This is a genomic window from Bradyrhizobium sp. AZCC 1719 (assembly GCF_036924525.1).
GTDB lineage: Bacteria > Pseudomonadota > Alphaproteobacteria > Rhizobiales > Xanthobacteraceae > Bradyrhizobium.
Map to the genome: position 1 here is coordinate 2115594 of NZ_JAZHRU010000001.1, position 25240 is coordinate 2140833.

The 25240-nt window shown below is 64.1% G+C and carries 16 protein-coding genes and 1 pseudogene; 6 read left to right on the forward strand and 11 right to left on the reverse strand.

Annotation, left to right across the window (positions count from 1 at the left end; translation table 11 throughout):
• Window positions 1–97 precede the first annotated feature (97 nt).
• Window positions 98–1714, forward strand: a complete 1617-nt coding sequence (locus V1292_RS10045; protein WP_334372194.1) for an acyl-CoA carboxylase subunit beta — start codon at window positions 98–100, stop codon at window positions 1712–1714.
• 11 nt (window positions 1715–1725) lie between these two features.
• Window positions 1726–3708, forward strand: a complete 1983-nt coding sequence (locus V1292_RS10050) for an acetyl/propionyl/methylcrotonyl-CoA carboxylase subunit alpha (protein WP_334372196.1) — start codon at window positions 1726–1728, stop codon at window positions 3706–3708.
• Window positions 3709–3859: 151 nt separating this feature from the next.
• Here the strand turns inward: V1292_RS10050 and V1292_RS10055 are convergent, their stop codons facing one another.
• The 7 genes from V1292_RS10055 to V1292_RS10085 form a co-directional block, all read right to left on the reverse strand.
• On the reverse strand, window positions 3860–4858 hold the full coding sequence (locus V1292_RS10055) for an ABC transporter ATP-binding protein (protein WP_334372197.1): 999 nt from the start codon (window positions 4856–4858) through the stop codon (window positions 3860–3862).
• Window positions 4855–5868 (reverse strand): ABC transporter ATP-binding protein, encoded by a 1014-nt coding sequence (locus V1292_RS10060; protein ID WP_334372199.1) that lies wholly within the window; start codon window positions 5866–5868, stop codon window positions 4855–4857. The genes V1292_RS10055 and V1292_RS10060 overlap by 4 nt, the downstream gene beginning before the upstream one ends.
• Window positions 5868–6761 carry an ABC transporter permease gene (locus V1292_RS10065; protein ID WP_334365458.1) on the reverse strand — a complete coding sequence of 298 codons (894 nt, stop codon included), beginning with the start codon at window positions 6759–6761 and terminating at the stop codon, window positions 5868–5870. The genes V1292_RS10060 and V1292_RS10065 overlap by 1 nt, the downstream gene beginning before the upstream one ends.
• 4 nt (window positions 6762–6765) lie before the next feature.
• Entirely contained in the window at window positions 6766–7713 is a 948-nt protein-coding gene (locus tag V1292_RS10070) for an ABC transporter permease (protein ID WP_334372201.1), read from the reverse strand.
• A gap of 182 nt (window positions 7714–7895) precedes the next feature.
• Complete coding sequence (locus V1292_RS10075; protein WP_334372202.1) at window positions 7896–9491, reverse strand: ABC transporter substrate-binding protein; 1596 nt, start codon at window positions 9489–9491, stop codon at window positions 7896–7898.
• A 294-nt stretch (window positions 9492–9785) separates the two neighbouring features.
• Window positions 9786–11336 carry an AMP-binding protein gene (locus V1292_RS10080; RefSeq protein ID WP_334372204.1) on the reverse strand — a complete coding sequence of 517 codons (1551 nt, stop codon included), beginning with the start codon at window positions 11334–11336 and terminating at the stop codon, window positions 9786–9788.
• Between the two features lie 16 nt (window positions 11337–11352).
• Complete coding sequence (locus tag V1292_RS10085; protein WP_334372205.1) at window positions 11353–12507, reverse strand: iron-containing alcohol dehydrogenase; 1155 nt, start codon at window positions 12505–12507, stop codon at window positions 11353–11355.
• A gap of 501 nt (window positions 12508–13008) precedes the next feature.
• Here V1292_RS10085 and V1292_RS10090 point away from each other — a divergent pair.
• The 3 genes from V1292_RS10090 to V1292_RS10100 all read left to right on the forward strand — a co-directional run bounded on the left by V1292_RS10090 (window position 13009) and on the right by V1292_RS10100 (window position 18840).
• A complete protein-coding gene (locus V1292_RS10090; protein ID WP_442895510.1) occupies window positions 13009–14220 on the forward strand; it encodes an efflux RND transporter periplasmic adaptor subunit in 1212 nt (403 codons plus the stop codon).
• On the forward strand, window positions 14217–17369 hold the full coding sequence (locus V1292_RS10095; protein WP_334372208.1) for an efflux RND transporter permease subunit: 3153 nt from the start codon (window positions 14217–14219) through the stop codon (window positions 17367–17369). The genes V1292_RS10090 and V1292_RS10095 overlap by 4 nt, the downstream gene beginning before the upstream one ends.
• A gap of 277 nt (window positions 17370–17646) precedes the next feature.
• Window positions 17647–18840, forward strand: coding sequence for an ABC transporter substrate-binding protein (locus V1292_RS10100; protein WP_334372209.1), 1194 nt, complete (start codon window positions 17647–17649; stop codon window positions 18838–18840).
• A gap of 154 nt (window positions 18841–18994) precedes the next feature.
• Here V1292_RS10100 and V1292_RS10105 read toward each other — a convergent pair whose 3' ends face one another.
• From V1292_RS10105 to V1292_RS10120, 4 genes and pseudogenes are all read right to left on the reverse strand, one after another.
• A complete protein-coding gene (locus tag V1292_RS10105) occupies window positions 18995–19387 on the reverse strand; it encodes an MAPEG family protein (RefSeq protein WP_334372212.1) in 393 nt (130 codons plus the stop codon).
• Window positions 19388–19417: 30 nt separating this feature from the next.
• Window positions 19418–20505 (reverse strand): annotated as a pseudogene (locus V1292_RS10110) (lipocalin-like domain-containing protein).
• Entirely contained in the window at window positions 20495–22957 is a 2463-nt protein-coding gene (locus V1292_RS10115; protein ID WP_334372213.1) for an ABC transporter permease, read from the reverse strand. Before V1292_RS10115 ends, V1292_RS10110 begins: the two are co-directional and overlap by 11 nt.
• Window positions 22954–23640 (reverse strand): ABC transporter ATP-binding protein, encoded by a 687-nt coding sequence (locus V1292_RS10120; RefSeq protein WP_334372214.1) that lies wholly within the window; start codon window positions 23638–23640, stop codon window positions 22954–22956. Before V1292_RS10120 ends, V1292_RS10115 begins: the two co-directional genes overlap by 4 nt.
• A 259-nt stretch (window positions 23641–23899) precedes the next feature.
• Here V1292_RS10120 and V1292_RS10125 point away from each other — a divergent pair, with 259 nt between their 5' ends.
• Window positions 23900–25186 (forward strand): MFS transporter, encoded by a 1287-nt coding sequence (locus tag V1292_RS10125; RefSeq protein WP_334372215.1) that lies wholly within the window; start codon window positions 23900–23902, stop codon window positions 25184–25186.
• Window positions 25187–25240 lie beyond the last annotated feature (54 nt).

Consider the following 25240-nt stretch of genomic DNA (forward strand, 5'->3'; position numbering starts at 1 on the left):
CGGGATGTGCCGAAAGGCGCAGGCCCGGAATCCATGCCTGCCGGATAGATGGATTCCGGGTTCGCGCGTCGCGCGCCCCGGAATGACGAGGTAATCCATGGCTATCCTCGAATCCACCATCTCCCCCTCCAGCGCCGCCTACAAAGCCAACCGCGACGGCATGCTGGCGCTGATTGCGCGCATGCGCGCGCTCGAAGAGCGCACACGCGCCGCATCGGCCGCGGCCAAGGACCGCTTCCACAAACGCGGGCAATTGCTGCCGCGCGAGCGCGTGGCGCTGGTGCTCGACCCCGGTTCGCCCTTCATCGAACTGTCGACGCTCGCCGGCTACATGTTCGACGTGCCGGACGCCGAGAAGAGCGTTCCCGGCGGCGGCGTGATCGCAGGGATAGGCTTCGTCTCCGGCATCCGCTGCATGGTCAGCGCCAATGATTCCGGCATTGACGCAGGCGCATTGCAGCCTTTCGGCCTCGACAAGACGCTGCGGGTGCAGGAACTGGCGCTGGAAAACAAGCTGCCTTACGTGCAACTGGTCGAAAGCGCCGGCGCCAATCTGCTGCGCTACCGCGTCGAGGATTTTATCCGCGGCGGCAACATTTTTCGAAATCTGGCGCGGTTGTCGGCCGCTGGCCTGCCCGTCGTCACCGTGACGCATGGATCGTCAACGGCGGGCGGCGCCTACCAGACCGGACTCTCCGATTACATCGTCATGGTCCGCGGCCGTACCCGCGCATTCCTGGCCGGCCCGCCGCTGCTGAAGGCGGCAACGGGAGAGATCGCGACCGAGGAGGAACTCGGCGGCGCCGAGATGCACACATCTATTTCCGGACTTGGCGACTATCTCGCCGAAGACGATCGCGACGCGCTCCGCATCGCGCGCGATATCATGGCCAACCTGGAATGGGATCGGCCGAAGCCTGCGGCATCGTCCTTCAAGCCGCCACGCTATGACGCCGAGGAACTGCTCGGCATCATGCCGATGGACCACAAGCGTCCCGTCGATATGCGCCAGGCCATCGCGCGCTTCGTCGACGATTCCGATTTCACCGAGTTCGGCGCGAATTACGGCCCGGCGACGGTCTGTGGCCACGCCCGCATCGAAGGACAGGCGATCGGGATCATCACCAACAACGGGCCGCTCGACGTGCCCGGCGCCAACAAGGCGACGCATTTCATCCAGGCCTGCTGCCAGTCGCGCACGCCGCTGCTCTACATGAACAACACTACCGGCTACATGGTCGGCAAGGCCTACGAAGAGGCCGGCATGATCAAGCACGGCTCCAAGATGATCCAGGCGGTGACATCGGCGACCGTGCCGCAGATCACGATCTATTGCGGCGCTTCCTTCGGGGCCGGCAATTACGGCATGTGCGGGCGCGGCTTCCACCCGCGCTTCTGCTTCTCCTGGCCCAATGCCAAGACCGCCGTGATGGGCGGCGAGCAGGCCGCCGAAACCATGGCGATCGTGACCGAGGCTGCGGCGGCGCGGCGGGGCAAGCCGATCGATAAGGAAAAGCTGGAGGCGATGAAGGCACAGATCACCGGTGTGTTCGACGGCCAGATGGACGTGTTCTCGACCAGCGCGCGGGTGCTCGACGACGGCGTGATCGATCCCCGCGATACCCGCAGCGTGCTTGCCGAAGTGCTGGCGATCTGCCGCGAGGCCGAGGCCCGCACGCCGCAGCGCATGCAATTCTCGGTCGCCCGGCCATGAGCGGAATCGAGATGAAGCGAACGCCATTCTTCAAGATTCTCGTCGCCAATCGCGGTGAGATCGCGCTGCGGGTCATGCGCACCGCGCGCCGGCTCGGCTATGGCGTGGTTGCCGTCTATTCCGATGCCGATCGTGATGCGCTGCACGTGCGTGAGGCGGACCAGGCGGTGCGGATCGGGGAGGCGCTGCCGGCGCAATCGTACCTGCGGATCGACGCGATCATCGCCGCAGCTAAAGCCACCGGGGCCGGCGCGGTGCATCCGGGCTACGGCTTCCTCGCCGAGAACGAGGATTTTGCGCAGGCCTGCCGCGACGCCGGGCTGGTCTTCATCGGGCCATCGCCGGAGGCGATTCGGGCGATGGGCAACAAGGCCGGCGCCAAGGACATCCTGCGGAGGGCCGGCGTGCCAGTCGTTCCCGGCTATCAGGGCGCGGACCAGAGCGACGCCGCGATGCTGGCGGAAGCCAGGAAGATCGGCTTCCCCATCATGATCAAGGCGGTCGCCGGCGGTGGCGGGCGCGGCATGCGGCTGGTTGAGGACGCTGCAGCGTTTCCGGATGCACTGCGCAGCGCGCGCTCGGAGGCGCAGGGTGCGTTCGGCGATCCGACCGTGATCCTGGAACGCGCCATCGTCGATCCCCGCCATATCGAAATCCAGGTATTCGGGGACCGCTACGGCAACGCCATTCATCTCGGCGAGCGCGATTGTTCGGTGCAGCGCCGGCACCAGAAGCTGATCGAGGAGGCACCGTCGCCCAAGGTGACGCCGGAATTGCGGGCGCGGATGGGCGCGGTTGCGGTCGCCGCGGTCAAGTCGATTGAATATGAAGGCGCCGGCACGCTGGAATTTCTGCTCGACGAGGGCGGCGAGTTCTATTTCATGGAAATGAACACGCGGCTGCAGGTGGAGCATCCCGTCACCGAAGCAATCACCGGGCTCGATCTGGTCGAACTGCAACTCCGCATCGCCGCGGGTGAGCCGCTCGGGCTCAGGCAGGAAGACGTCAAATTCTCCGGCCATGCCATCGAGGTGCGGCTGTGCTCGGAGGACGCGGACCATGATTTCATGCCGCAATCGGGACGAATGGCGTTGTGGCAGATGCCCGACGGCATCCGCGTCGAGCACGCGCTGCGATCGGGTTCGGAGATTCCGCCGTTCTACGATTCGATGATCGCCAAGATCATCAGCCTTGGTGCCGACCGCAACGAGGCCCGCGGGCGGCTGATTTGCGGCCTGGAGCAGACCGCGGCGTTCGGCGTCACCACCAATCAGGGATTTCTGATTTCCTGCCTGCGCCATCCTGCCTTTGCGAAAGGCGAAGCGACCACGGCCTTCATCGGCAATCACCGCGACGAATTGCTGGCGCCGCGCGTTAATGACAAGGCGGAAGCTGCGCTGGCGGCGTTACTGCTTTACGTCACCAACCCCCATGCGCCTCCCTGGCGCAGCGGACGCAGTCTGGCGGCGACGTTCCCGCTGACGATGCGGATCGATCTTGGGCATGGTGCGTTCGAGGTTGATATCGTTCGGAACCGCGACGGGAGTTATGTCGCCGGCCTCGAGGGCAACGAGCGGCGTTTCGAGATCGACGAGCTCGGCCCCGACACGATCCGCTTCCGTGCCGACGGCATGATGGAGTCAGCGAGATTCCTGCGCGATGGCGGTCGTTTGTACATCCTGCATCGTGGAGCCTCGATTGCCGCCCGCGATCTGACGCTGGCCGCACCGGCCTCCGCTGCGGCGGCGGACGGCGACGGCAAGGTGCGCGCGACGATGAACGGCCGCGTGGTGGCGGTGCTGGTCAAGCCCGGCGAGCAGGTTGCCGTCGGCCAGCCGGTGATGACGCTGGAAGCGATGAAGATGGAGCACGTGCACATGGCAGGTGTTGCTGGCACGGTTTCGTCGATCGATGTCGCCGAGGGCGAGCAGGTGACGACGGGGCGGATCGTCGTGGAGATTGCGGCGGCGTTCTCCTCTTCACCCGCCCCTTGAGGGGGCGGGTCGACGCGCAGCGGCGGGGTGGGGTGACGGTCTCTCCGCGTCCAACAGCGCCCGAGTTGAAAGACTGTCACCCCGCCCCGTCTCACATTACGCTGCGCTCCATGTGAGCCGACCCGCCCCCTCAAGGGGCGGGTGAAGAGGCCTACGAATTCTCCGGTCGCCCTGTCCCATCATTCAGCCAACACGCCACCTGATGTCCTTCACCCGCCTCCACCAGCGCCGGCCGCTCCGCCTTGCAGCGGTCCATGACATAGCGGCAGCGGGTGTGGAAGGCGCATCCCGAGGGTGGGTTGATCGGGCTCGGGACGTCGCCGTCGACCATGGGCGCAAGGCGCTTCGCCTTGGGATCGGCGATCGGGACTGACGCCAGCAGCGCTTGCGTATACGGATGCCGCGGGTTGGCGAACAATTCCGACTTGTCCGCGATTTCGACAATGCGTCCGAGATACATCACGGCAACGCGGTGGCTGATATGGGCGACGACGGCGAGATCATGGGCGATGAACAGGTAGGAAAAATCGTTCTTGCGCTGCAGGTCGATCAACAGGTTGATCACCTGCGCCTGGATCGAGACGTCGAGCGCCGAGACCGGCTCGTCGCACACGATCAGGCTCGGCCCGAGCGACAGCGCGCGTGCAATGCAGATGCGCTGCCGCTGGCCGCCGGAGAATTGGTGCGGGTAGTTCTTCATCTGATCGGGCCGCAAGCCCACCTGCGCGAACAGTTCCGCGACGCGTTCCTGCTGCGCGCGGCCGGTTGCCAGCCCGTGCACGGCGAGCGGCTCGCCGACGATATCGCCCGCGGTCATGCGCGGATTGAGCGAGGCGAACGGATCCTGGAATACGATCTGCATGGAGCGACGGTGCGGCCGCATCTCGGCCTTGCTGAGCCCGGTGATGTCGGTGCCGTTCAGCTTGATGGCGCCGCTGGACGGCTCCACCAGCCGTAGCACGCTGCGCGCGACCGTCGATTTACCGCAGCCGGATTCGCCGACCAGCCCGAGCGTCTCGCCTTTGGCGACCGAGAAGCTGACACCGTCGACTGCATGCACGGTGCCGACGCGCCGGCGCAGGACGCCGCCGCGCACCGCATAATGCTTGACGAGATCGGTGACTTCAAGGAGGGGGCGTTGGTCGCTCATGGCGCGCCTGCCAATTCGGTTGCGCGCCAGCACGCCGCGAGATGATTGGCATCGACTTCCTGCAGCGGTGGATACTCGGCGCGGCATCGGTCCACGGCAAGGCGGCAGCGCGGTGCAAAGGCGCAGCCTGGCGGCAGGTTGGTCAACGACGGCACCATGCCGGGAATCTCATTCAGTCGCGCATCGGTCCTGGCACCGAACGAGATCACCGCAGGCATCGAGGCCATCAGCCCGCGCGTGTAGGGATGCTTTGGATTTTCGAACAGGTCCTCTACCGTCGCTTCCTCGACCTTCTTGCCGGCATACATCACGATGACGCGCTGCGCGGTCTGCGCCACCACGCCGAGATCGTGCGTGATCAGAATCAAGCCGGTGCCGAGCCTCTTCTGCAGGTCGACGATCAGCGCCAGGATTTGCGCCTGGATCGTCACGTCGAGCGCTGTAGTCGGCTCGTCCGCAATCAACAGCGCCGGCCGGCACGCCAGGGCCATTGCGATCATCGCGCGCTGCCGCATGCCGCCGGAGAGCTGGTGCGGATATTCCTGCGCACGGCGTTCCGGCTCGGGGATGCGGACCAGGCGCAACATCTCGACCGCCTTGGCCCAAGCCTCCTTCGCGGTCATTTCCTGGTGCAGGCGTAGCACCTCGGTGATCTGGTCGCCAATCCGCATCACCGGATTGAGCGAGGTCATCGGCTCCTGAAAGATCATCGAGATCCGGTTGCCGCGGATGTCGCGCATCTTGGCCTCATCGAGGCTGAGGAGGTCGGTCCCTTCCAGCGTCACCGAGCCGCCGACCACGCGGCCCGGCGGGTCCGGCACCAGCCGCATCACCGACAGCGCGGTCACGCTCTTGCCGCAGCCGGATTCGCCGACGATCGCCAACGTCTCGCCGCGGCGCACGGTGAACGAGACGTCGTCGACCGCGCGGAACAGCCCGGAATTGGTGAAGAACACCGTCTGCAGGTTCTTCACGTCGAGAATAGTTTCGTCCTTGCGCGCCTCGCTCATCAGCCGCGCTGCCTCGGATCGAGGATGTCACGGAGCGCGTCGCCGAACAGATTGGTGCCGAATACGGCAAGGGAGATGGCGACGCCCGGGAAAATCACCAGCCACGGCGCGGTGCGGACATATTCGGCAGCAGACTCCGACAGCATGCGGCCCCACGACGGATAGGGCTCGGGAATGCCGAGGCCGAGGAACGACAGCGAGGCTTCGGTGAGGATGGTGGAACCGAGTTGCGCGGTCGCCAGCACGATCAAGGGCGCGAGCGTGTTCGGCAGCACGTGGCGGAGCGCGATGCGGGTCTCGCTCATGCCGATCGATTTTGCGGCCTCGACGAAGGGCTGCTCGCGCAGCGCCAGCGTATTGGCGCGGATCACGCGGGCGACCGTCGGGATCAACGGGATCGCAATCGCGATAATCACGTTCGGCAGCGATGGCCCCAGCGCCGCGGTCATCACCAGCGCCAGCACCAGCAAGGGCAGGGCCTGCAGAATGTCGGTGACCCGCTGGAACAGCAGATCGACCCAGCCGGACAGATAGCCGGATACGAGGCCGACGATGACGCCGATCGACGATCCGAGCGCGGTGGCGCCGATACCGACGGCGAGCGAGATGCGCGCGCCGTGAATGATCCGGCTCCAGACGTCACGGCCGAACGAATCGGTTCCCATCCAGTGCGCCGCGCTCGGCGCCGCCAGCCGCTGCGCCGAATCGACACTGAGCGGGTCGTAGCGGGCGATCAGGTCGGCCGAGATCGCCATCCAGACGAACATCACCATGATGACAAGGCCGATCGTGCCGAGCAGATAACGTTGCGCCAGGAACACCAGCCGGCGCCAGCCATGCGTCGAATGGGCGCCGGCCCGCCTCAACTCGCTTTCGAAGTTAATCGTGGTCACGCGGCTATTCTCCATACCGGATGCGCGGATCGATCGCGGCGTAAAGCATGTCGACGGTGAAGTTCGCGACCACCACGACCACGGCGATCAGCATCACGAGATTCTGCACGATCGGGTAATCGCGCCAGCGAAGCGCCTCGACCAGGAAGCGGGCCACGCCTGGAATATTGAACACGGTTTCGGTGACGATCAGCCCGCCGATCAGGAACGCCGCCTCGATGCCGATCACGGTGATAACAGGGAGAATGGCGTTCTTCAGCGCGTGGCGATAATTGACCGATGCCTCCGAGGCACCCTTGGCTCGCGCGGTGCGGATATAATCCTGCCGCAGAATTTCGAGCATCGAGGAGCGCGTGATCCGCATGGTCAGCGCGGCGCTGCGAAAACCGACCGCCATCGCCGGAACGGCATAGATCGCGAAAGCCTCAGTCCAGGTTGCCGGGTTCGGATTGTAGATCGGCATGTGACCGAACAGCGAAACCGACGCCATCAGGATCAGCAGCCCGAGCCAGAACGAAGGCAGCGACAGGCCGCTCAGGCTGACAACACGGAGCGCATAATCAAGCCGCGAGCCTTGGTGGACTGCGCTGAGAACGCCTAAGGGAATGCCGATCGAGGCGGAGAACAACAGTGCCAGCGCCGCCAGCCGGGCGGTGATCGGAATGCGCGGCAGGATCTCCTGCAACGCCGGCTTTTCCGAGACGTAGGAATAGCCGAGATCGCCGTGCAGCAGCCCGCCGATCCAGTTCAGATATTGCTGGTAGATCGGCAGGTTGAGGCCGAGTTCCTTTTCCAGGTTGGCCTTGTCGGTGGGATCGACGAAGCCGGCGGCGTCGAACAGGATGTCGACGATGTTGCCGGGGACGACCCGCAGCAACACGAAGATGATGATCGAGATCCCGATCAGGGTCACGAGCATCAACGCGAGGCGTCGCACGATATAAGCAAACACCCGGCTACTCTCCCTGACTATCCGTCATTCTCGAACCCCTCCGTCATTGCGAGGAGCGATAGCGACGACGCAAGCCATCTATCCTCGTACAGAGAGGTGGATTGCTTCGCTTCGCTCGCAATGACGGACACAAATCTGCGCGCTCGAAATTTACCGTCACACCGGCTTCTCTCGGCCGAACGTTACTTGTCCATCCAGACGTCTTCGTAACGGTAGCCGTTGTAGGAGCTGTTCACCATGATGGTGATGCCCTTGACATAAGGCTGCCAGCACGAGCCCTGGCGGGCGTGCAAGATGATCGGCCGCGCCACGTCTTCCTGCAGCTTCTTGTCGATCTCCCAGACCAACTTCTTGCGCTTGGCGGCATCCTTCTCCACCGACTGCTCGTCGAACAGCTTCTCGATTTCCCTGTTGCAGTAGTTGGTATAGTTGCGCTCCGAGCCGCAAGAATAGTTTTCGTAGAATGACTGGTCGGGATCGTCGACCGCATTGCCCGTGAGGTTGAGGCCGAGCGAGTAATCCTTGCGGGCGACTTTCGGGAACCATTGTGCGGTATCAACGACGTCGAGATCGCCGTCGACATAGATGCTCTTCATCTGGTCGATCAGGATGACCGCGGGATCGCGGTAGATCGGGATGTTGCGCGTGGCGACCTTGACGGCGAGGCGCTTGTCCGGTCCATAGCCCGCCTTCTGCATCAGCTTGCGCGCCTCTTCCCGATTGGCGTTGACGTCGGGACCGTAACCCGGAATCGATTCCAGCATTTCCTTGGGCATCGCCCACAAGCCGCCCGGTGCGGGGAGCATGGTGCCGCCGATGTCGGCCTGTCCCTCGTACAGTATCGAGACGAAGGCCTTTCGGTCGAGCACCAGTGCCAGCGCGCGGCGAATGTCGATATTGTCGAACGGCGGGGCGGACGAGTTGACGATGATGTTGGTCGAGACGTTGACCGGCTCGACCACGCACACTGCGTTCGGCGCCTGTGACTTGACCTCCTTCAAGAGCGGGATCGACACTTCGGTCGGGAAAGTCATGTCGAATTTCCCGGAGACAAATCCGAGAATGGCTGTCGAACGGTTGGTGATGATGGTGAACTCGATGCCGTCGAGGTGCGGCAGGCCCTTCTTGAAGTAGTCGGGATTCTTGGTGAGCTTGATCGATTCGTTGGCCTTGAACTCGACGAATTTGAACGGGCCGGTGCCGACCGGCTTGGTACGCATGTCGGCCGGGGAGACGTGGCAGGGGTAAACCGGAGTGTAGCCGGAGGCGAGTAACGACAACAACGCCGGCTGCGGCCGCTTCAGGCTGAACGATGCCTCGAAATCGCCGCTTGTCGTCACGTCCTCGACCTGGTTGTACCAGGACTTTCGCGGGTTCTGGCGAAACTTCTGTTGCGACTTGCCCATCAGCATGTCGAACGTGCATTTGACGTCGGCTGAGGTGAACGGTTTGCCGTCATGCCATTTGACGCCCTGCTTCAATTTGAAAGTGAGTTTCTTGCCGTCGTCGCTCCAGGCCCAGCTCTCCGCCAGATCCGGGACGATGGAGTCTGCGCTGTTCTGCGCGACGTCCTGCTTGAACATGACGAGGTTGTTGAAGACCGGCATGAAGGGAACGTTGATCGAGAAGGTCGCACCTTCGTGGATCGAGGCGCTGCCCGGGCTGTCGCGGTGATAGACCCTGAGGATGCCGCCCTGTTTCGGTTCGCCGGCCGATGCAACATCATAAGCCGGCAGCAGCAACAACGCCGCGGCGGCAAGCGCATGAACGCTCCGCATGATCCCCTCCCACATTTTGCTCGGTCTCGAAACCGCCGATTGCATCAGACGATAGCATGACCGCGCGTCCGGGCAACCGGCCAAGACGATGCACAGATCGGCAATTCGAACTAATCGAAATCCGCGGGGCGGAACATGCGCGCCAACACGGCCGTTCGCTGCGAAAGCGGTAGATTCGTTGCAGCGTAGCCGTCATGTTGCGGCTTGCGCTGGAATGTCTCGCCGGATGATGCACCGCACCACCAGATGTCGCGACGTTTGTGTTCGAGTTCGCCATCTCACATCGTCGCATGCTCACACGATCCGCGAGGTGTTGTTGCCCCAATAGCGATCGCGCAACAGGCGCTTGTAGAGCTTGCCGGTCGGCAGCCGCGGCAGTTCGGCCTCGAAATCGATCGAGCGCGGCACTTTCTGGCGCGACAGCGACTGGCTGCAGAAGGCGATCAGTTCGTCGGCCAGTTCCTGTCCCGGCGAGACGCCCGGCATCGGCTGCACCACCGCCTTCACTTCCTCGCCGAGATCGGGATTCGGCACCCCGAACACTGCGGCGTCCGCGATCTTCGGGTGAGTGATCAGGAGGTTCTCGCATTCCTGCGGGTAGATGTTGACACCGCCGGAGATGATCATGAATGTGGCGCGATCAGTCAGGTAGAGAAATCCGTCCTCGTCGACATAGCCGACGTCGCCGACCGTGCTCATGCTGCCATCGGGCGAGCGGGCCTCCTTGGTCTTGGCCGGGTCGTTGAAATATTCAAACGGAGTTGCGGTCTTGAACCACACCGTGCCGGGCGTGCCGACGGGGCAGGGTTGCATGTTCTCGTCGAGAATATGGAGGTCGCCGAGCAGCACCCGGCCGACGGTGCCGCGGTGTGCCAGCCATTCCTCGCTGTTGCAGGCGGTGAAGCCGAGCCCTTCGGTGGCGCCGTAATATTCATGGATGATCGGCCCCCACCATTTGATGATGTCGTCCTTCACCGCAGCAGGGCAGGGCGCGGCGGCGTGGATCGCGATCTCAAGCGATGAGAGGTCGCAACGCTTGCGGACATCCTCCGGCAGCTTCAGCATGCGCGAGAACATCGTCGGCACAAGCTGGGTGTGGGTGACGCCCCATCTTTGAACCAGTTCCAGATATCTTTCCGGATCAAAACTTTCCATGATGATGACAGTGCCGCCGGCGCGGATCGTCAAATTGACCGCCGCCTGCGGCGCCGAATGGTACAGCGGCGCGGGCGAAAGGTAGACCATGCCTTCGCGGTAGTGCCAGACGCCGTGCAGGAAATCGAAGATCGCCAGGTTCTGAAGCGGAGGTTGTTCGGGCAGCGGCCGCAGGATGCCCTTGGGTCGGCCGGTGGTGCCGGACGAATAGAGCATCGCGGTGCCGATGCATTCGTCCGATATCGGCGTCTTCGGCAGGCCTGACGTCGCCTGCTCAAGCCCGACGATACGGTCGCTCTCGCCGTCGCCGTCTGCGACAATGCATAATTCGACATTGGGGCATTCCTTCAGCGCCTCGCGGGCGACGTCGAGCTTTGCCTTCGAGGTGATGAGAATGCGCGACTGGCTGTTGGTGAGGATGTAGGCGAGTTCGCCCGCGGTCAGGTAGGAGTTCACGCAGGTATAATAAAGCCCGCTCCGTTCGCCGGCGCCGCAGGCCTCGAGGTAGCGGCTGTTGTTCTCCATGAAGATCGAATAGTGGTCGAGGCGCTTGAGTCCGCGGTTGCGAAACAAGTGCGCCAGCCGGTTCGTGCGCGCCTCCAGTTCACGATAGGTGACGGCCTCTCCGGTGGAAGCCATGATGAAGGCGGGTTGCAGCGGACGAAGATGAGCATGTGTGCCGGTGTACATGTTGGCTTCGGTCTCCTTACGCGGTCATGTCCAGAATCTCGCGCACCTGCGCCGGTCCCTCGATCTTGCGCGGATTGCGTGGCACCCAGGGCGTTGCCATCGCTTGTTGCGCGATGCGGTCGAAATGCTCAGGCGCAACCTTGACCTCGCGCAGGCTGCGCGGCATGCCGAGGTTGCGAATGAAGCCGTCGAGCACGTCGCCGGCGTCCTCGTTCGGGTGGCCCATGGCGGCTGCGACCAGCGCCTGACGTTCGGCATTGGCTGACTTGTTCCAGCGCATCACCGACGGCAGCATCACGCAGGAGGTGTAGCCGTGCGGCACACCGAATTCGGCGCCGAGCACGTAGCCGATGCCATGGCTGGCGCCCATCGGCACGCCGGAAGCGAGCGGCCCGGTCGAAAGCCAGGTCCCGATCTGGCAGTCCATTCGCGCTTCGACGTCGCCGGCCGCGGCCTTCACCCGCGGCAGTGCCCGCGCCAGCATCGATAGGCCCTTCAGCGCCTGCGCGTCGCCATATGGGTGAGCCTCGCGCGAGCAGATGCCTTCGACGCAATGGTCGACGGCGCGGATGCCGGTCGACAGCCACAGCCATTCCGGTGTGTGCTGGGCAAGCCAGGGGTCGAGAATCACGGCGCGTGGCATGAGCAGCGGATGGCGCAGCGCTTCCTTGACCTTCGTCTTCTCGTTGGTGACGCCGGCCGTGGAGGAGAATTCGCCGCCGGCGATCGTCGTCGGCACGCTGATCTGGCGCACCGTCGGCGCGGCAAGTTGCGGTGTGCCGCCGCGGCCGGCCTTGATCCGGTCGATGTCATCTGCGCTGCGGATATCGTTGGCGAGGCAGAGCTGCACGGCCTTGGCGCCGTCGGTGATCGAACCGCCGCCGATCGTGACGATGAGATCGGCATCCGCTGCGCGGGCCTGTTCGCTGGCGGCGATCACGGCTGAGCGCGGCGTGTGCGGCGGCATCGCGTCGAAGGTGCCGACGCAGCGCGGTCCCAGCGCACGGCGGATGGTGTCGATCACATCGGTTTCGCGGTTGAGCGTGCCGCTGACCATCAGGAAGGCGCGCCTCGTGCCGAGCCGATCCAACTGCGCGACAAGCGCCTCGGACGCCGGCCGCCCGAACACGACCTCGTCCATGGCGCCGAATACGACACGCCCTCTGTGCACGCTTGTCCTCCCCGGACATTTTTTCTGGCCCTTGTGGTGGGCCTTGCGGCGAGGTTAGCCGAGGAAATCGGCGACGTCATGCCCGGAGACGATATTGCGTGCGGACAGTCTCGCCCCGCAAGCGGTCGGCTCGCTCCCCCCTTGCTGCGTGTTCAGACCGGAGACATGGTGGACGGGTGTTCGGAGACATCGTGGACACTTTCGAGAGCGAGCTTCGCTAGCCTCGAGGGCGGGGCGTGCGAGACGTCTTTGCCCGATGTCACGTTTTCGTCATCAGGCGGCGATTAGCTGGACCATGCGTCGCAACGGTTCCGCTTTCATCGCAGTGCGAAAACGCGAAAATCAGCGTTGCGAAGAGCGTTGACTACACCTGCATAACGATTGTGCTTGATCCCAGCCGGTTCTTGACGAGACTGGGAACCGATCACATCTGTGGCCTCCGCCACTAAGTTCCACGGCAAGCTTTTTCCATCAATCAGAGATGTTGAGAATGCAGGGGAGATGGGATTGAGCACGACTGAGCCATTGAAACGTCCGCCTGCGACAAGCCGTGATGGTCATTCGCTTCGCGGTCTCAAATGGTTGCCCCCATTGCTCGCGCTTGCGCTATCTGCCTGTGGCGACAAGCCGCCGCAACAGCCGGCTGCGGCGGCGCCATCGGTCACGGTCTCTCAGCCGGTGAAACGTACCGTCACCGATTGGGACGAATTCACCGGCCGCTTCGAGGCAATCCAGGAGGTCCAGGTTCGCGCCCGCGTCGGCGGGTTCGTGACCAGCGTCGAATTCCGCGACGGCGCGATCGTGCGCTCAGGCGATCTGCTGTACGTGATCGACGCGCGTCCGTTCGAGGCGGTCGCCGAACAGGCCGACGGGCAGTTGTCCGATGCGCGCGCGAGAGCGGAGCTCGCCAAGCGCGAACTCGACCGCGCGCTGACATTAAATCAAACCCAGGCGGTGTCCGATTCCGTCGTGGACCAGCGCCGCCAGACCCTGCAGGCGGCGCGCGCCGCGGAGATGCAGGCCGAAGGCGCACTCAAGGCCGCCAAGCTCAACATCGAGTTCACCCATGTGATGGCGCCAATCACCGGCCGCGTCAGCCGCCATCTCGTGACGCCTGGCAATCTCGTGCAGGGCTCCGAGGGCGGCGCGACGCTGCTCACCTCGATCGTCTCGCTCGACCCGATCTACATCTATTTCGATGTCGACGAGGCGACTTACTTACGAAACAGCCGGCTCTGGTTCGAAGGCAGGCGGCCGAGTTCGCGCGACACGCCGAACCCGGTCCAGGTGACGCTGACTGGCGAAACCAAGCCCTCGCATGAGGGCAAGATGGATTTCCTCGACAACCGCCTGGACGTCTCGACGGGTACGTTGCGCAGCCGCGCCGTGATCCCGAACAAGGATCTCTCGATCCTGCCCGGGCAGTTCGGCCGCGTCCGGATCGTCGGCAGCGGCCCTTATGAGGCGCTGCTGCTGCCGGACACGGCTGTCGCGACCGACCAGTCGCGCAAGATCGTTTTTGTCGTCAAGGACGACAATACGGTCGAGGCGAAGCCGGTGACGCTCGGACCGCTCGACGAAGGCCTGCGCGTGATCCGTGAGGGCCTGAAGCCAGAAGACCGCGTCATTATCGACGGCCTGCAACGGGCGCGGGTGGGGGCAAAGGTCAGCCCACAGCCGGGCGACATCAAGCCGGCCGGTGCCAAGACATGAATCTCGGCCGCCTCTCCATCAACCAGCCCATCCTGGCGATGGTGTTGTCGATCGTGCTTCTGATCGTCGGCGCGATCGCCTACACCACGCTGCCGGTCTCCGAGTATCCGCAAGTGGTGCCGCCGACGGTGACGGTCACCACGCAATATCCCGGCGCCTCCGCACAAACCGTGTCTGACACCGTCGCCGCTCCGATCGAGCAGGAGATCAACGGCGTCGAGGACATGCTGTATCTCTACAGCCAGGCCACCTCGAACGGGCAGTTGACGATCACGGTCACCTTCAAGCTCGGCACCGATCTCGACAAGGCCCAGGTGCTGGTGCAGAACCGCGTCGCGATCGCGCAGCCGCGGTTGCCCGAAGAGGTGCAGCGCAACGGCGTCATTACCCGCAAGAACAGCCCCGACATCCTGATGGTCGTGTTCATGCTGTCGCCGGACGACACGTTCGACCAGCTCTACATCTCCAACTACGCGCTGTTGCAGGTCCGCGACGAGTTGCTCCGGCTCGACGGCGTCGGCGACATTCAGATCTTCGGCGCGCGCGACTATTCGATGCGGCTGTGGCTCGACCCCGACAAGATCTCTACGCTCGGCCTGACGGCGGGCGAGGTGGTGGCGGCGATCCGCTCGCAAAACGTGCAGATCGCGGGCGGCCAGATCGCGGAGCCGCCGATCGGCGACCGCGCTTTTTCGCCGAATCTCACCTTTACCGGCCGGCTGAAAGACCCGAAACAATTCGAGGAGATCGTGGTCAAGGCCGGTGCCGACGGGCGCACGGTCAAGCTGCGCGATGTCGCGCGGATCGAACTCGGTGCTTTGGCCTATTCGACCAACAGCTTTCTGCTGCGCAAATCCGCTGTCGCCATGCTGGTGACGCAGCGGCCGGGCTCGAATGCGCTGGCGACCGCCGAGAATATTTCCAAGACGATGGAGAAACTGAAGGCGAGCTTCCCGAAGGGGCTCGACTACAACATCGGCTACAACCCGACCGAATTCATCGCGCAGTCCGTCAGCGAGCTGATCAAGACGATCTACGAGGCGATGGCGCTGGTCGTGATCGTGGTGCTGGTATTTTTGCAGGGCTGGCGGCCGGCGATCATCCCGATTATCGCGATTCCGGTTTCGCTGGTCGGCACCTTTGCGGTGATGGCGGCACTGGGATTTTCGATCAACAATCTGACGCTGTTCGGCCTTGTGCTGGCGGTCGGCATCGTGGTCGACGACGCGATCGTGGTGGTCGAAAACGTCGAGCGTCATCTCGAACATGGCATGAGCCGGCGCGACGCCGCGCTCCGTACCATGCAGGAGGTCGGCAGCGCGCTGGTGTCGATCGCGCTGGTTCTGTGCGCCGTGTTCGTGCCGACCGCGTTCCTTGGCGGCATCTCCGGGCAGTTCTTCCAGCAGTTCGCCGTCACCATTGCGGTGGCGACCGCGATTTCCTGCTTCTGTTCGCTGACGCTGTCGCCGGCGCTGGCCTCGTTGATTCTGCAGCCGCACGAAGACAAGAGGCCGCCGGCACGCTGGAATTTCATCGCCCGCGGCTGGGGCGCCTTTACCGGCATGTTCAATCGCGGCTTCGACCGGCTGGCACATGGCTATGCCAGCACCGCCGATTTCGTGATCCGGCATTCGGTGGTGATGTTGCTGGTGTACGCGGCGCTGATCGGCGGCGCCGGATGGCTGTTGATGACGACGCCGCAAGGCTTTATCCCGGCGCAGGACCGTGGCTACGTCATCGTCTCCGTGCAATTGCCGGGCGCCGCCTCGCTGGCGCGAACGACCGAAGTGGTCAGGGAGATCGAAAAGATCGCACTCGATACGCCGGGCGTCGTTCGCGCGCCCGCCTTCGCTGGCTTCTCCGGCGCGACCCGGACGCAGGCGAGCAACGCCGCGGCACTGTTTCCAGTGTTTGACGACCCGGCGGCCAGGGCGAAGAAGGGACTTTCGTCCGCCTCGATTGCGAACGAATTGCGCAAGCGGCTGGCAAGCATCCAGGGTGCGTTCATCATCGTGATTCCGCCGCCCGCGGTGCCCGGCATAGGCACCGGCGGCGGCTTCACCATGCGGATCCAGGACCGCCAGGGCCGTGGCTCGGAAATGCTCGCGGCCACGACCGACGAATTGATTGGTGCCGCGCGCAAGGCACCCGGACTGACCCAGGTGTTCTCCACCTTTGCCGCCAACACGCCGCAACTGTTCGTCGACATCGACCGCGTCAAGGCGCAGAAGCTCGGCGTGCCGATCGCCAATATCAACGATACGATCCAGACCTATTTCGGCTCGTCCTATATCAACGACTTCAACCTGTTCGGCCGCACCTACCGCGTCACGGCGCAGGCCGACCTGCCGTTCCGCAAGGAGACGTCCGATCTCTCACGCCTGCGCACCCGCAATGCCGCCGGCGACATGGTGATGCTCGGCAGCGTTGTGAGCTTCAGCGACATCTCCGGTCCCGACCGCGTCGCGCGCTACAATCTCTATCCCGCATCCGAACTGCAGGGCGATACGTTGCCCGGGACCAGTTCGGCGACCGCAATCGAGACCATGAAGAAGCTGGCCGAGGAAACGTTGCCGAGCGGCTTCTCGTTCGAATGGACCGATCTGTCCTATCAGCAGGTCACCGGCGGCCAGGCCGGCCTCCTCGTGTTTCCGATCTGCGTGCTGTTCGTGTATCTGGTGCTGGCGGCGCAATATGGCTCGTGGAGCCTGCCGTTTGCAGTCATCCTGATCGTGCCGATGTGCCTGCTCGCCGCCACCGTCGGCGTGCGGCTCATGGGGCAGGACGTCAACATCCTGACCCAGATCGGCTTCGTCGTGCTGGTCGGGCTGGCGGCCAAGAACGCCATTCTCATCGTCGAGTTCGCGCGCGACATCGAGCTCGAGGGCAAGGCGCGGCTGGAGGCGGTGATCGAAGCCTGCCGGCTGCGGTTGCGGCCGATCTTGATGACGTCGTTCGCGTTCATCCTCGGCGTGCTGCCGCTGGTGATCTCGTCGGGCTCGGGCTCGGAGATGCGGCAGGCGGTGGGCGTCGCCGTGTTCTTCGGCATGATTGGCGTCACGCTGTTCGGCCTGGTGTTCACGCCGATCTTCTACGTTATCGTGCGCAACCTCGCCGAAGGCAAGGGTAAGAAGCCGGCGGCGGTGTGAGTGCGGCAAGTCCATTCACCACCGTCGTCATTCCGGGGCGCGCGAAGCGCGAACTATGATGTGCAATTGCACATCTGAGAATCCATCTCACCACAGGTTATGCGGGCCAATGGATTCCGGGTTCGCGCCTTGCGCGCCCCGGAATGACGGAGGATGTCTGGCGCGTCCAGCTTCGCAAGTTCCCCAATACTTTTGGCTGATCTGAAATGCATGGGCACTCGTGGGGTTATTGAATAGTGTTGCCAGGTTCCTCTGACAAAAGTTCCGGGAGAAAAAAATGAAGTCGGGATTGTTTGCCGCCGTTGCGGCAGTTGGTCTTTTGCTCGCCGCGCCGGCGTCGGCGCAGGGCGTCAAGATCGGCATTCTGAACGACCAATCCGGGGTCTACGCCGATTACGGCGGCAAGTGGTCGTTCGAGGCGGCCAAGATGGCGATCGAGGACTTTGGCGGCGAGGTGCTCGGCCACAAGATCGAAATCGTTTCCGCCGACCATCAAAACAAGCCGGATCTCGCCACCGCGATCGCGCGGCGCTGGTATGAGGTCGAGGGTGTCGACATGATCACGGAGCTGACGACCTCTTCGGTTGCGCTCGCGATTCACGATCTCTCCAGGCAGATGAAGAAGATCGACATCGTCGTGGGTGCTGCGACCTCGCGCCTCACCGGCGATGCCTGCCAGCCTTACGGCTTCCACTGGGCCTACGACACCCACGCACTCGCCTACGGCACCGGCGGCGCGCTGGTGGAATCCGGCGGCGATAGCTGGTTCTTCATGACCGCCGACTACACCTTCGGCCATGCGCTGGAAAAAGACACCGGCGATTTCGTCAGGGCGAAGGGCGGCAAGGTGCTCGGCGCGGTCCGCATCCCCCTGAACTCGTCGGACTTCTCTTCCTTCCTGCTGCAGGCGCAGAGTTCGAAAGCCAAGATCATCGGCCTCGCCAATGCCGGCCTCGACACCACCAACTCGATCAAGCAGGCGGCGGAATTCGGCATCGTCAAGAGCGGCCAGAAGCTCGCCGGCCTGTTGCTGACGCTGGCCGAAGTGCACGGCCTCGGCCTCGACGCCGCCCAGGGCCTGGTGCTGACCGAAGGCTACTACTGGGACCGCGACGCCAAGAGCCGCAATCTCGCGGAACGCTTCTTCAAGCGCACCGGCCGCATGCCGAACATGATCCAGGCCGGCACCTATTCGGCGACGCTGCAATACCTCAAGGCAGTCAAGGCCGCGGGCACCAAGGACACCGAGGCGGTGGCGAAGAAGCTGAAGGAGCTTCCGGTCGATGACGATTTTGCGCAAGGCGGCAAGGTGCTGGAGAACGGCCGCATGGTGCACGACCTCTATCTGTTCGAGGTCAAGAAACCATCTGAATCGAAGAAGCCGTGGGATTACTACAAGCAGCTCGCCGTGGTGCCGGGCGACAAGGCGTTCCCGGCGGCAAAGGATTCCGGCTGCCCGCTGGTGAAGTGATTCCAACTAGCGTGCCCCGGACGCGGTGCAGCGTCTCTTCGACGGTGCACCGCAGAGCCGGGGCCCACCCTGGCTGGCATGGACCCCGGACCAGCAGCGCACCGCTGGCGCGCTGCGCAGCATCCGGGGAGCGCCGGATGGTATCCTTCACGCCTCACCCCTGCACCAGCCGCCACACGATCGCGCCGAATGCGCCGAGCCACAGCGCAATCGTCGCCAGCGCCTGAGTCGCAAAGCCGGGGCTGCGTTGTGGGACCGACTTCGCGTAGCCAAATATGTAGAGAATGCGGCCTATCACCCAGACCAGCCCCAACGCAGCGGCGATGCCGTCGCTGATATAGATCGCGAACAGCCATAGCGCCGGCAAAAACATCGGCAGCCATTCCAGCGTGTTCATCTGCGCGCGAAACACGCGCTCGAAATCTTCATTGCCCGAGATCGCCGGCAGCTTGACGCCGAATTTGCCGCGCGCCTGTGCCACACGAACGGACGAATAGAAGTAGACCAGGATCGCCAGCAAGCTGACGAGCGCGGTGAGATGATACATCGCTGAGACTCCCCTGTTTCGTGCGCGGGCTTAATAGCCCGTCATTTCCAGATAGCCCACCCCCGTGTGTGGCTGCCTGCGAAGCGAATCGGGCCTTCCCAATAGGGGAAGCTCGTGCCCATCCAGCTCCGAGGATTGAGCGGCGTGCACTCGATCTTGAGCGCCTTGCTCGGAACCTCGATGCGCCATGCGGTCGGAATTTTTCGCGCCCCGATCTCGGTGAACGCGAGCGGCGTCATGGCGATATCCGCGGAGGCGAGTTGCTCGGCCGTGCCGTCGGGCGCGATCCATTTGCCCGAGCCATAATGCTGGCCGTCGGTCTGGCGCATCCGGTACAGCATCAATTTGTCGCCGGCGTTGAAATGCAGCGAGAGCCAGTCCCATCCGCTTTGATCCGCGGCCAGCGGCTGGCTGCTCCACTCGCGATCGAGCCAGGCCATGCCGCTGACGTCGATCGGCCTGTCGTCAATGGTAAGGATGCCCGTCGCCGCATAATGCGGCTGGCTGTAGTAATAGGAGGCCTGTTCGCGCAGCGATTTGCGGCTGTAGCCGCCTTCGCCCTGCAGCACCAGCGGCCGATCCGCGTCAAGCCGCAGCGTGTAGCTGAAGTCGGCGCCCGATGCTTTCAGTTCCAGCGGTGCGATATTGTCGTCATTCACGGAATCGAGGGCGCGCATCTCCCAGGCATCGATCCAGGCGTGAAACGGGTTGGCTTCGACGCCGGCTTGGCCGACACCGCCGCGCGCGAACGTCTGGCTGAAGCGATGGGCATCTTCGCGCGTGACGGCGGCATGGCCCATCCATATCTGCTGGTTGGCCCAGCCCTGCTGCGGCCCGCCTGGCGTGATCGCCTGGCGAAACAGCGTCCATTGGGCGCCGTAGGCCGCTCCGCGTACGTCAGTGAGATTGGCCGTCACATACCACCACTCGATGCGGAATTCCGGGTGCGGTCCGTGGTCGGCGGGAAAAGCAAATGTCCTGCCCGGCACCACCGGTGCAAATCCATCCGCGCTTTCGCCAAGCCCGGCAAAGCCCTGCGCGAGCGCCTCGCCGCCGAATCCGGCTAAGAGTGTGCCGCCAATGAAACCGCGGCGGGTAATGAGACCGCTACCGTTCATTGGCAAAGATCCTGATCAGGCTGGTCGGCTGCATGCGCGCCAGCCTGATGACGGGGAGCGCGGAAGCCGCAACCGCCGCCGCCATCGCGACGCCGGTGAGCCAGAGCAATTGCATCGGAAAGACATGAAACGGCAACCGCCAACCGAACGCCTTGACGTTGACGATCGCGAGCAGGCACCACGCGACCAGCAAACCCAGCGGAAGCGCAAAGATGGTGGTGATCAACGCCACCGAGGTCGTCTTCAACAGCTCGATCGCCGCGAGCCGCCGCCGCGTAACGCCGATCGCCCATAATGGGGCCAGTTGCGGCAGGCGGGAGTTGGCAAGCGTCAAGAGGCTCGTCAACAGCGCCACGCCGGCGACGCCGAGCGTGAAGGCGTTCAGCGCCGCCGTGACCGAGAAAGTGCGGTTGAAGATCCGCGTCGATTCCGCCTTCATCCTCGCCTGGTCGGCGACGTTGCGATCGTCGAGGCCGAACTTTTCCTGCAGGGCCGAGATCAACGCCGGGATCTTTGGCGGGGCGACCCGCAGTCCCATGCGCGTCAGCGGGATTTCCGGAAAGCGCCGCGTCAGCGCGGCGAAGTTCACCGCGATCTGGCTCTTGGGGTTGCCGTAGTCGGCGTAGATGCCGACCACGTTGAGCGTCCAGTTTCCGCCCGACGTGGGCACCTCGATGCGCTCGCCGAGGGAGAGGTGCAGCCGTCGCGCCAGTTGTTCGCTGACGAGCGCAGTATCGCCGGGGCGAAGCTTGACCCAGACATCCTCAATCGATTGCAATAGCGGCCAGTTGTCGCGATAGGTGGCGTGATCGGGCAGGCCCAGCACCTCGAGCGGCGCGCCCGCGAGTTGCGTATCGGCGCGGCCGCCGGGCAGGATCGCCTCGACCTCGGGGCGTTCGCGCAGCCACGCCTTGATCTCGTGTGCCTGCGCGTCGTTGGCGGCGTTGACATAAATTTCTGCCGCCAGCCGCCCGTCCAGCCAGACCAGAAACGTGCGGGAAAAACTCTCGACCATGGTGGAGACGCCGACATTCACCGCCAACGCGAGCAACAGCGCCATCAAAGCGAGCGACAATCCCGACAATTGCTGGCGGCTATCGGCCCAGAACCAGATTCCGAGCGGGGCGCGTGCATAGCGCTGGCCAAGCGACAGCACGATTTCCAGAAACATCGGCAGGATCAGCGCTGCGCCGAGCATCAACGCGGCGAGCACGGCAAAGCCCGAAATCAGGGAATCGCCAAACCACAAAAAGCCGCCGGCCGCTGCGAACGCCATGAGCGCCAGCGCGCTCTGGTAAGTCAGCCAGCGCCGCTGCGCCTGTTGCCAGGCGAAGGGCTGGGCGGTGGCGAGCAACGGCAGCCGCAGCGCCTTGGTGAGGCTGGCGGCGGCCGCTGCGAGCGCGCCCAAAATGCTGATGGCGATGCCCGCGATCCACCATTGCGGCTTGAGCGTCAGATATCCCGGAATCTGCGCGCCATAGAGCCCGCGCAGCGATGCGGCGACGTCAGGCAGCAGCGCACCGGCGATGAAGTAACCGCACACGAGTCCGATCAGCCCCGCGGCCAGCGCCAGCGACACCAGCTCAAGCACCAGCACGGCGTTCATCATCCGCGCCGAGACACCGCAGGCGCGCAAGGTGCGTAAGGTCGGCAGCCGCTGCTCGAAGGCGAGCCCGATCGCCGAATTGACGATGAACAGGCCGACAAAGAACGACAGCAACCCGAACGCGGTGAGGTTCAGGTGAAAACTGTCGGTGAGGCGTTCGAGGTCGGTTTCCGCATCGGCTTCGACCAGCCGAAGCTTGTCGCCCGCGACGCTTTCGAGCGGCGCGTGCCTCCCTGTCGTCTTGCCGATCAGGAGCCGCGAAAGCTGGTCCGGCATCTTCAGGAGGTTCTGCGCAACGCCGATGTCGACGACCAGCACGCCGGGCACCAGGTTCGGCTGCACGCGAAGCGGCGGCAGCGGGGCGCCGCCATCGCCTTGCGGGCGGGCGCCCTCCGCGAGCTTGAGGTCGGAAAGCGTTTCCGGCGCCACCAGCATCTCGCCCGGCGGGGTCATGAAGGATTGCAGGCTGGCTTTGCCGATCGTCGGCGCGTTGCCGACTTCGGCGGGCAGCGTAACGGGCTCGATGCCGAGCAGCCGGAACGACCGTCCCTCGATCTGGATGCGACCTTCCAGCACCGGCGAGACCGGCCAGCCGGCGCGGCGCAATTCGACAAAAAGTTGTTGCGGGAAGCTTACGCCGTTGCGGGCGACCAGCATGGCGGTCCGCGTGCCGCCAAACATAGCGGCAGCACGATCGTAGGAGGTGCGCGCCTGCTGATTGAGCGCCTGCACGCCGCTCCACAGCGCAGTCGCCGAGATCAACCCGATCAGCAGGGTCGTCAACTGCATCGGGTGCCGCCGCCAATGGCTCAGCAGCACGGCCAGCGTCCACAATGCGCGTTTCACGCGATCACCCCGGCATGGAGGTTGACCTGGCGGTCGAGCGTTGCGGCGAGCCGCGCGCTGTGCGTCACCAACAGAAAACCGCAGCCGCTGCGCGTCACCAGGTCGCGCGCCAGCGCCAGCACTTCGTCCGCCGTGTCCTCGTCGAGATTGCCGGTCGGCTCGTCCGCGAGCAGCAATAGCGGCTTGACCGCCAATGCCCGGCCGATCGCGACGCGTTGTTGCTGACCGCCGGACAATTGCTCGGGATAGCGCTTCAGGAAGCGGCCGAGCCCGAGCCGCTCCACCAGTTCGTGGTGCCAGGCCGCATCGTGACGGCCGGCGATGCGAGCCTGGAAAACGAGGTTGTCTTCCACCGTGAGGCTTGGGACCAGGTTGAATTGCTGAAACACCAGGCCGAGCCGGTCGCGGCGCATTTCCGCCCGGCCGGCATCCGTGAGTTCGGAGACCTGCGCATCTGCCAGCGTGATCTCGCCGCCGTCGGCCGCATCGAGCCCGGCGATCAGGTGCAAGAGCGTGCTCTTGCCGCTGCCGGACTCACCGGTGAGTGCGACGCTCTCACCGGCAGCGACCGTCAGGTTCACGCCGCGCAGCACCGCGACCTCCTCGCCGGCGGTGCGATAGCTCTTGGTCAGGCCGGCCACGTGCAGCACGGGGCCGGTCGCACTGGGATTGTATTTAGTCATGCGCGATGATGGACCGATCTGACCATGAAAATCCCCCGACACGATGGCATGCAACATATCAGGGCACGCGTCCCCGATCACGGCCTCAATCGCGTCGCGCCGTGATCTTGATCCGGTTGTGGCGTGCGCCTGTCGCACCAGCCGGCAGTTGCACGGCGGGCATTTGCGAAAATCGCGGTTGCCTTGCCCGCAAGCCGCCTTGTAGCATTGGAACTGGCCGATCCTACAGAGCCAGCAAAGATAAACGGGGAAAGCAGCCATGACCGCGCAAGCGACGCCCAAGGGTACGCCCAAGGGCGCCTGGAAAATCACCTTCCTGCTGTTTCTGTTCATGCTGGTGAACTTTGCCGACAAGATCGTCGTCGGGCTCGCCGGCGCCCCGATCATGGATGAGCTGAAGCTCTCGCCAGAACAGTTCGGTTTTCTCGGCTCCTCGTTCTTTTTCCTGTTTTCCATCTCGGCCATCGTCGTCGGCTTCATCGTCAACCGCATCGATACCCGCTGGGTGCTGCTCGCGATGGCGGTGATCTGGTCGGTGGCGCAGTTTCCGATGGTCGGCACGGTCGGTTTTACGACGCTCGTGATCTGCCGCATCATCCTTGGTGCCGGGGAGGGGCCTGCGTTCGCGGTAGCGGCGCACGCGGTCTACAAGTGGTTTCCTGACGAAAAGCGGACGCTACCCACCGCGATCCTTTCGCAGGGCTCGGCGTTCGGAGTGATCCTCGCGGTGCCCGCACTGAACTGGATCATCGTCAATCATAGCTGGCACTATGCGTTCGGCGCGCTCGGCATCGTCGGCCTGATGTGGGCTACGGCGTGGCTGGTCATGGGCAAGGAAGGGCCGCTGGTTCACACCGTTACAACGGCATCAACCGATCCGCACGTTCCATATTTCCAGCTTCTGACCTCGCGAACCTTCATCGGCTGCTGCGCCGCGACCTTCGGCGCCTATTGGGCGCTGTCGCTCGGCCTCACCTGGTTCACGCCATTCATCGTCAAGGGGCTTGGCTTCTCGCAACAAGATGCAGGCTGGATTTCGGTTTTGCCCTGGGTGTTCGGCGCGGCTATCGTGCTGCTGACGGGCTGGGTTTCGCAGGTGATGCTGACGCGCGGCTACACGACGCGCGGCGCTCGGGGTGTGCTCGGTTCTGTGCCGCTGATCGTCGGCGGGCTGATCCTCGCGGTGCTGCCCTATGTCCACGGCGCTGGATGGCAGATCGCGTTCCTCGTCGTCGGCTCCGGGCTCTGCGGCTCGATCTACGTGGTCTGTCCGCCGATGCTCGGTGAGTTCACACCGGTGAAACAGCGCGGCGCCGTGATCGCGATCTATGGCGCGATCTATACGCTGGCGGGAATGATCGCGCCGTTCGTGATGGGCGCCGTGATTCAGAATGCGGCGGTGCCGCTCGACGGCTACATGACCGGCTTCACCATCAACGCCGTGATCATGGCGGGGTCGGGTGCCCTAGGGCTGCTGCTGCTCTGGCCGAACAGCGAGCGCGCAAGGCTGATGGCGCAAGCCGCGGCACAACCGAAATTCGCGTGAAGCAGTAACAATCATCCATAGTCCCTGCGTTCGCAGGGACGACATCGAGTATAG

Excerpts from the sequence above, each read along its gene's own strand:
- V1292_RS10045 (WP_334372194.1), top strand. The coding sequence starts at position 98 with ATGGCTATCCTCGAATCCACCATCTCCCCCTCCAGCGCCGCCTACAAA.
- V1292_RS10050 (WP_334372196.1), top strand. The coding sequence starts at position 1,726 with ATGAAGCGAACGCCATTCTTCAAGATTCTCGTCGCCAATCGCGGTGAG.
- V1292_RS10055 (WP_334372197.1), bottom strand. The coding sequence starts at position 4,858 with ATGAGCGACCAACGCCCCCTCCTTGAAGTCACCGATCTCGTCAAGCAT.
- V1292_RS10060 (WP_334372199.1), bottom strand. The coding sequence starts at position 5,868 with ATGAGCGAGGCGCGCAAGGACGAAACTATTCTCGACGTGAAGAACCTG.
- V1292_RS10075 (WP_334372202.1), bottom strand. The coding sequence starts at position 9,491 with ATGCGGAGCGTTCATGCGCTTGCCGCCGCGGCGTTGTTGCTGCTGCCG.
- V1292_RS10080 (WP_334372204.1), bottom strand. The coding sequence starts at position 11,336 with ATGTACACCGGCACACATGCTCATCTTCGTCCGCTGCAACCCGCCTTC.
- V1292_RS10090 (WP_442895510.1), top strand. The coding sequence starts at position 13,009 with ATGGGATTGAGCACGACTGAGCCATTGAAACGTCCGCCTGCGACAAGC.
- V1292_RS10095 (WP_334372208.1), top strand. The coding sequence starts at position 14,217 with ATGAATCTCGGCCGCCTCTCCATCAACCAGCCCATCCTGGCGATGGTG.
- V1292_RS10100 (WP_334372209.1), top strand. The coding sequence starts at position 17,647 with ATGAAGTCGGGATTGTTTGCCGCCGTTGCGGCAGTTGGTCTTTTGCTC.
- V1292_RS10105 (WP_334372212.1), bottom strand. The coding sequence starts at position 19,387 with ATGTATCATCTCACCGCGCTCGTCAGCTTGCTGGCGATCCTGGTCTAC.
- V1292_RS10120 (WP_334372214.1), bottom strand. The coding sequence starts at position 23,640 with ATGACTAAATACAATCCCAGTGCGACCGGCCCCGTGCTGCACGTGGCC.
- V1292_RS10125 (WP_334372215.1), top strand. The coding sequence starts at position 23,900 with ATGACCGCGCAAGCGACGCCCAAGGGTACGCCCAAGGGCGCCTGGAAA.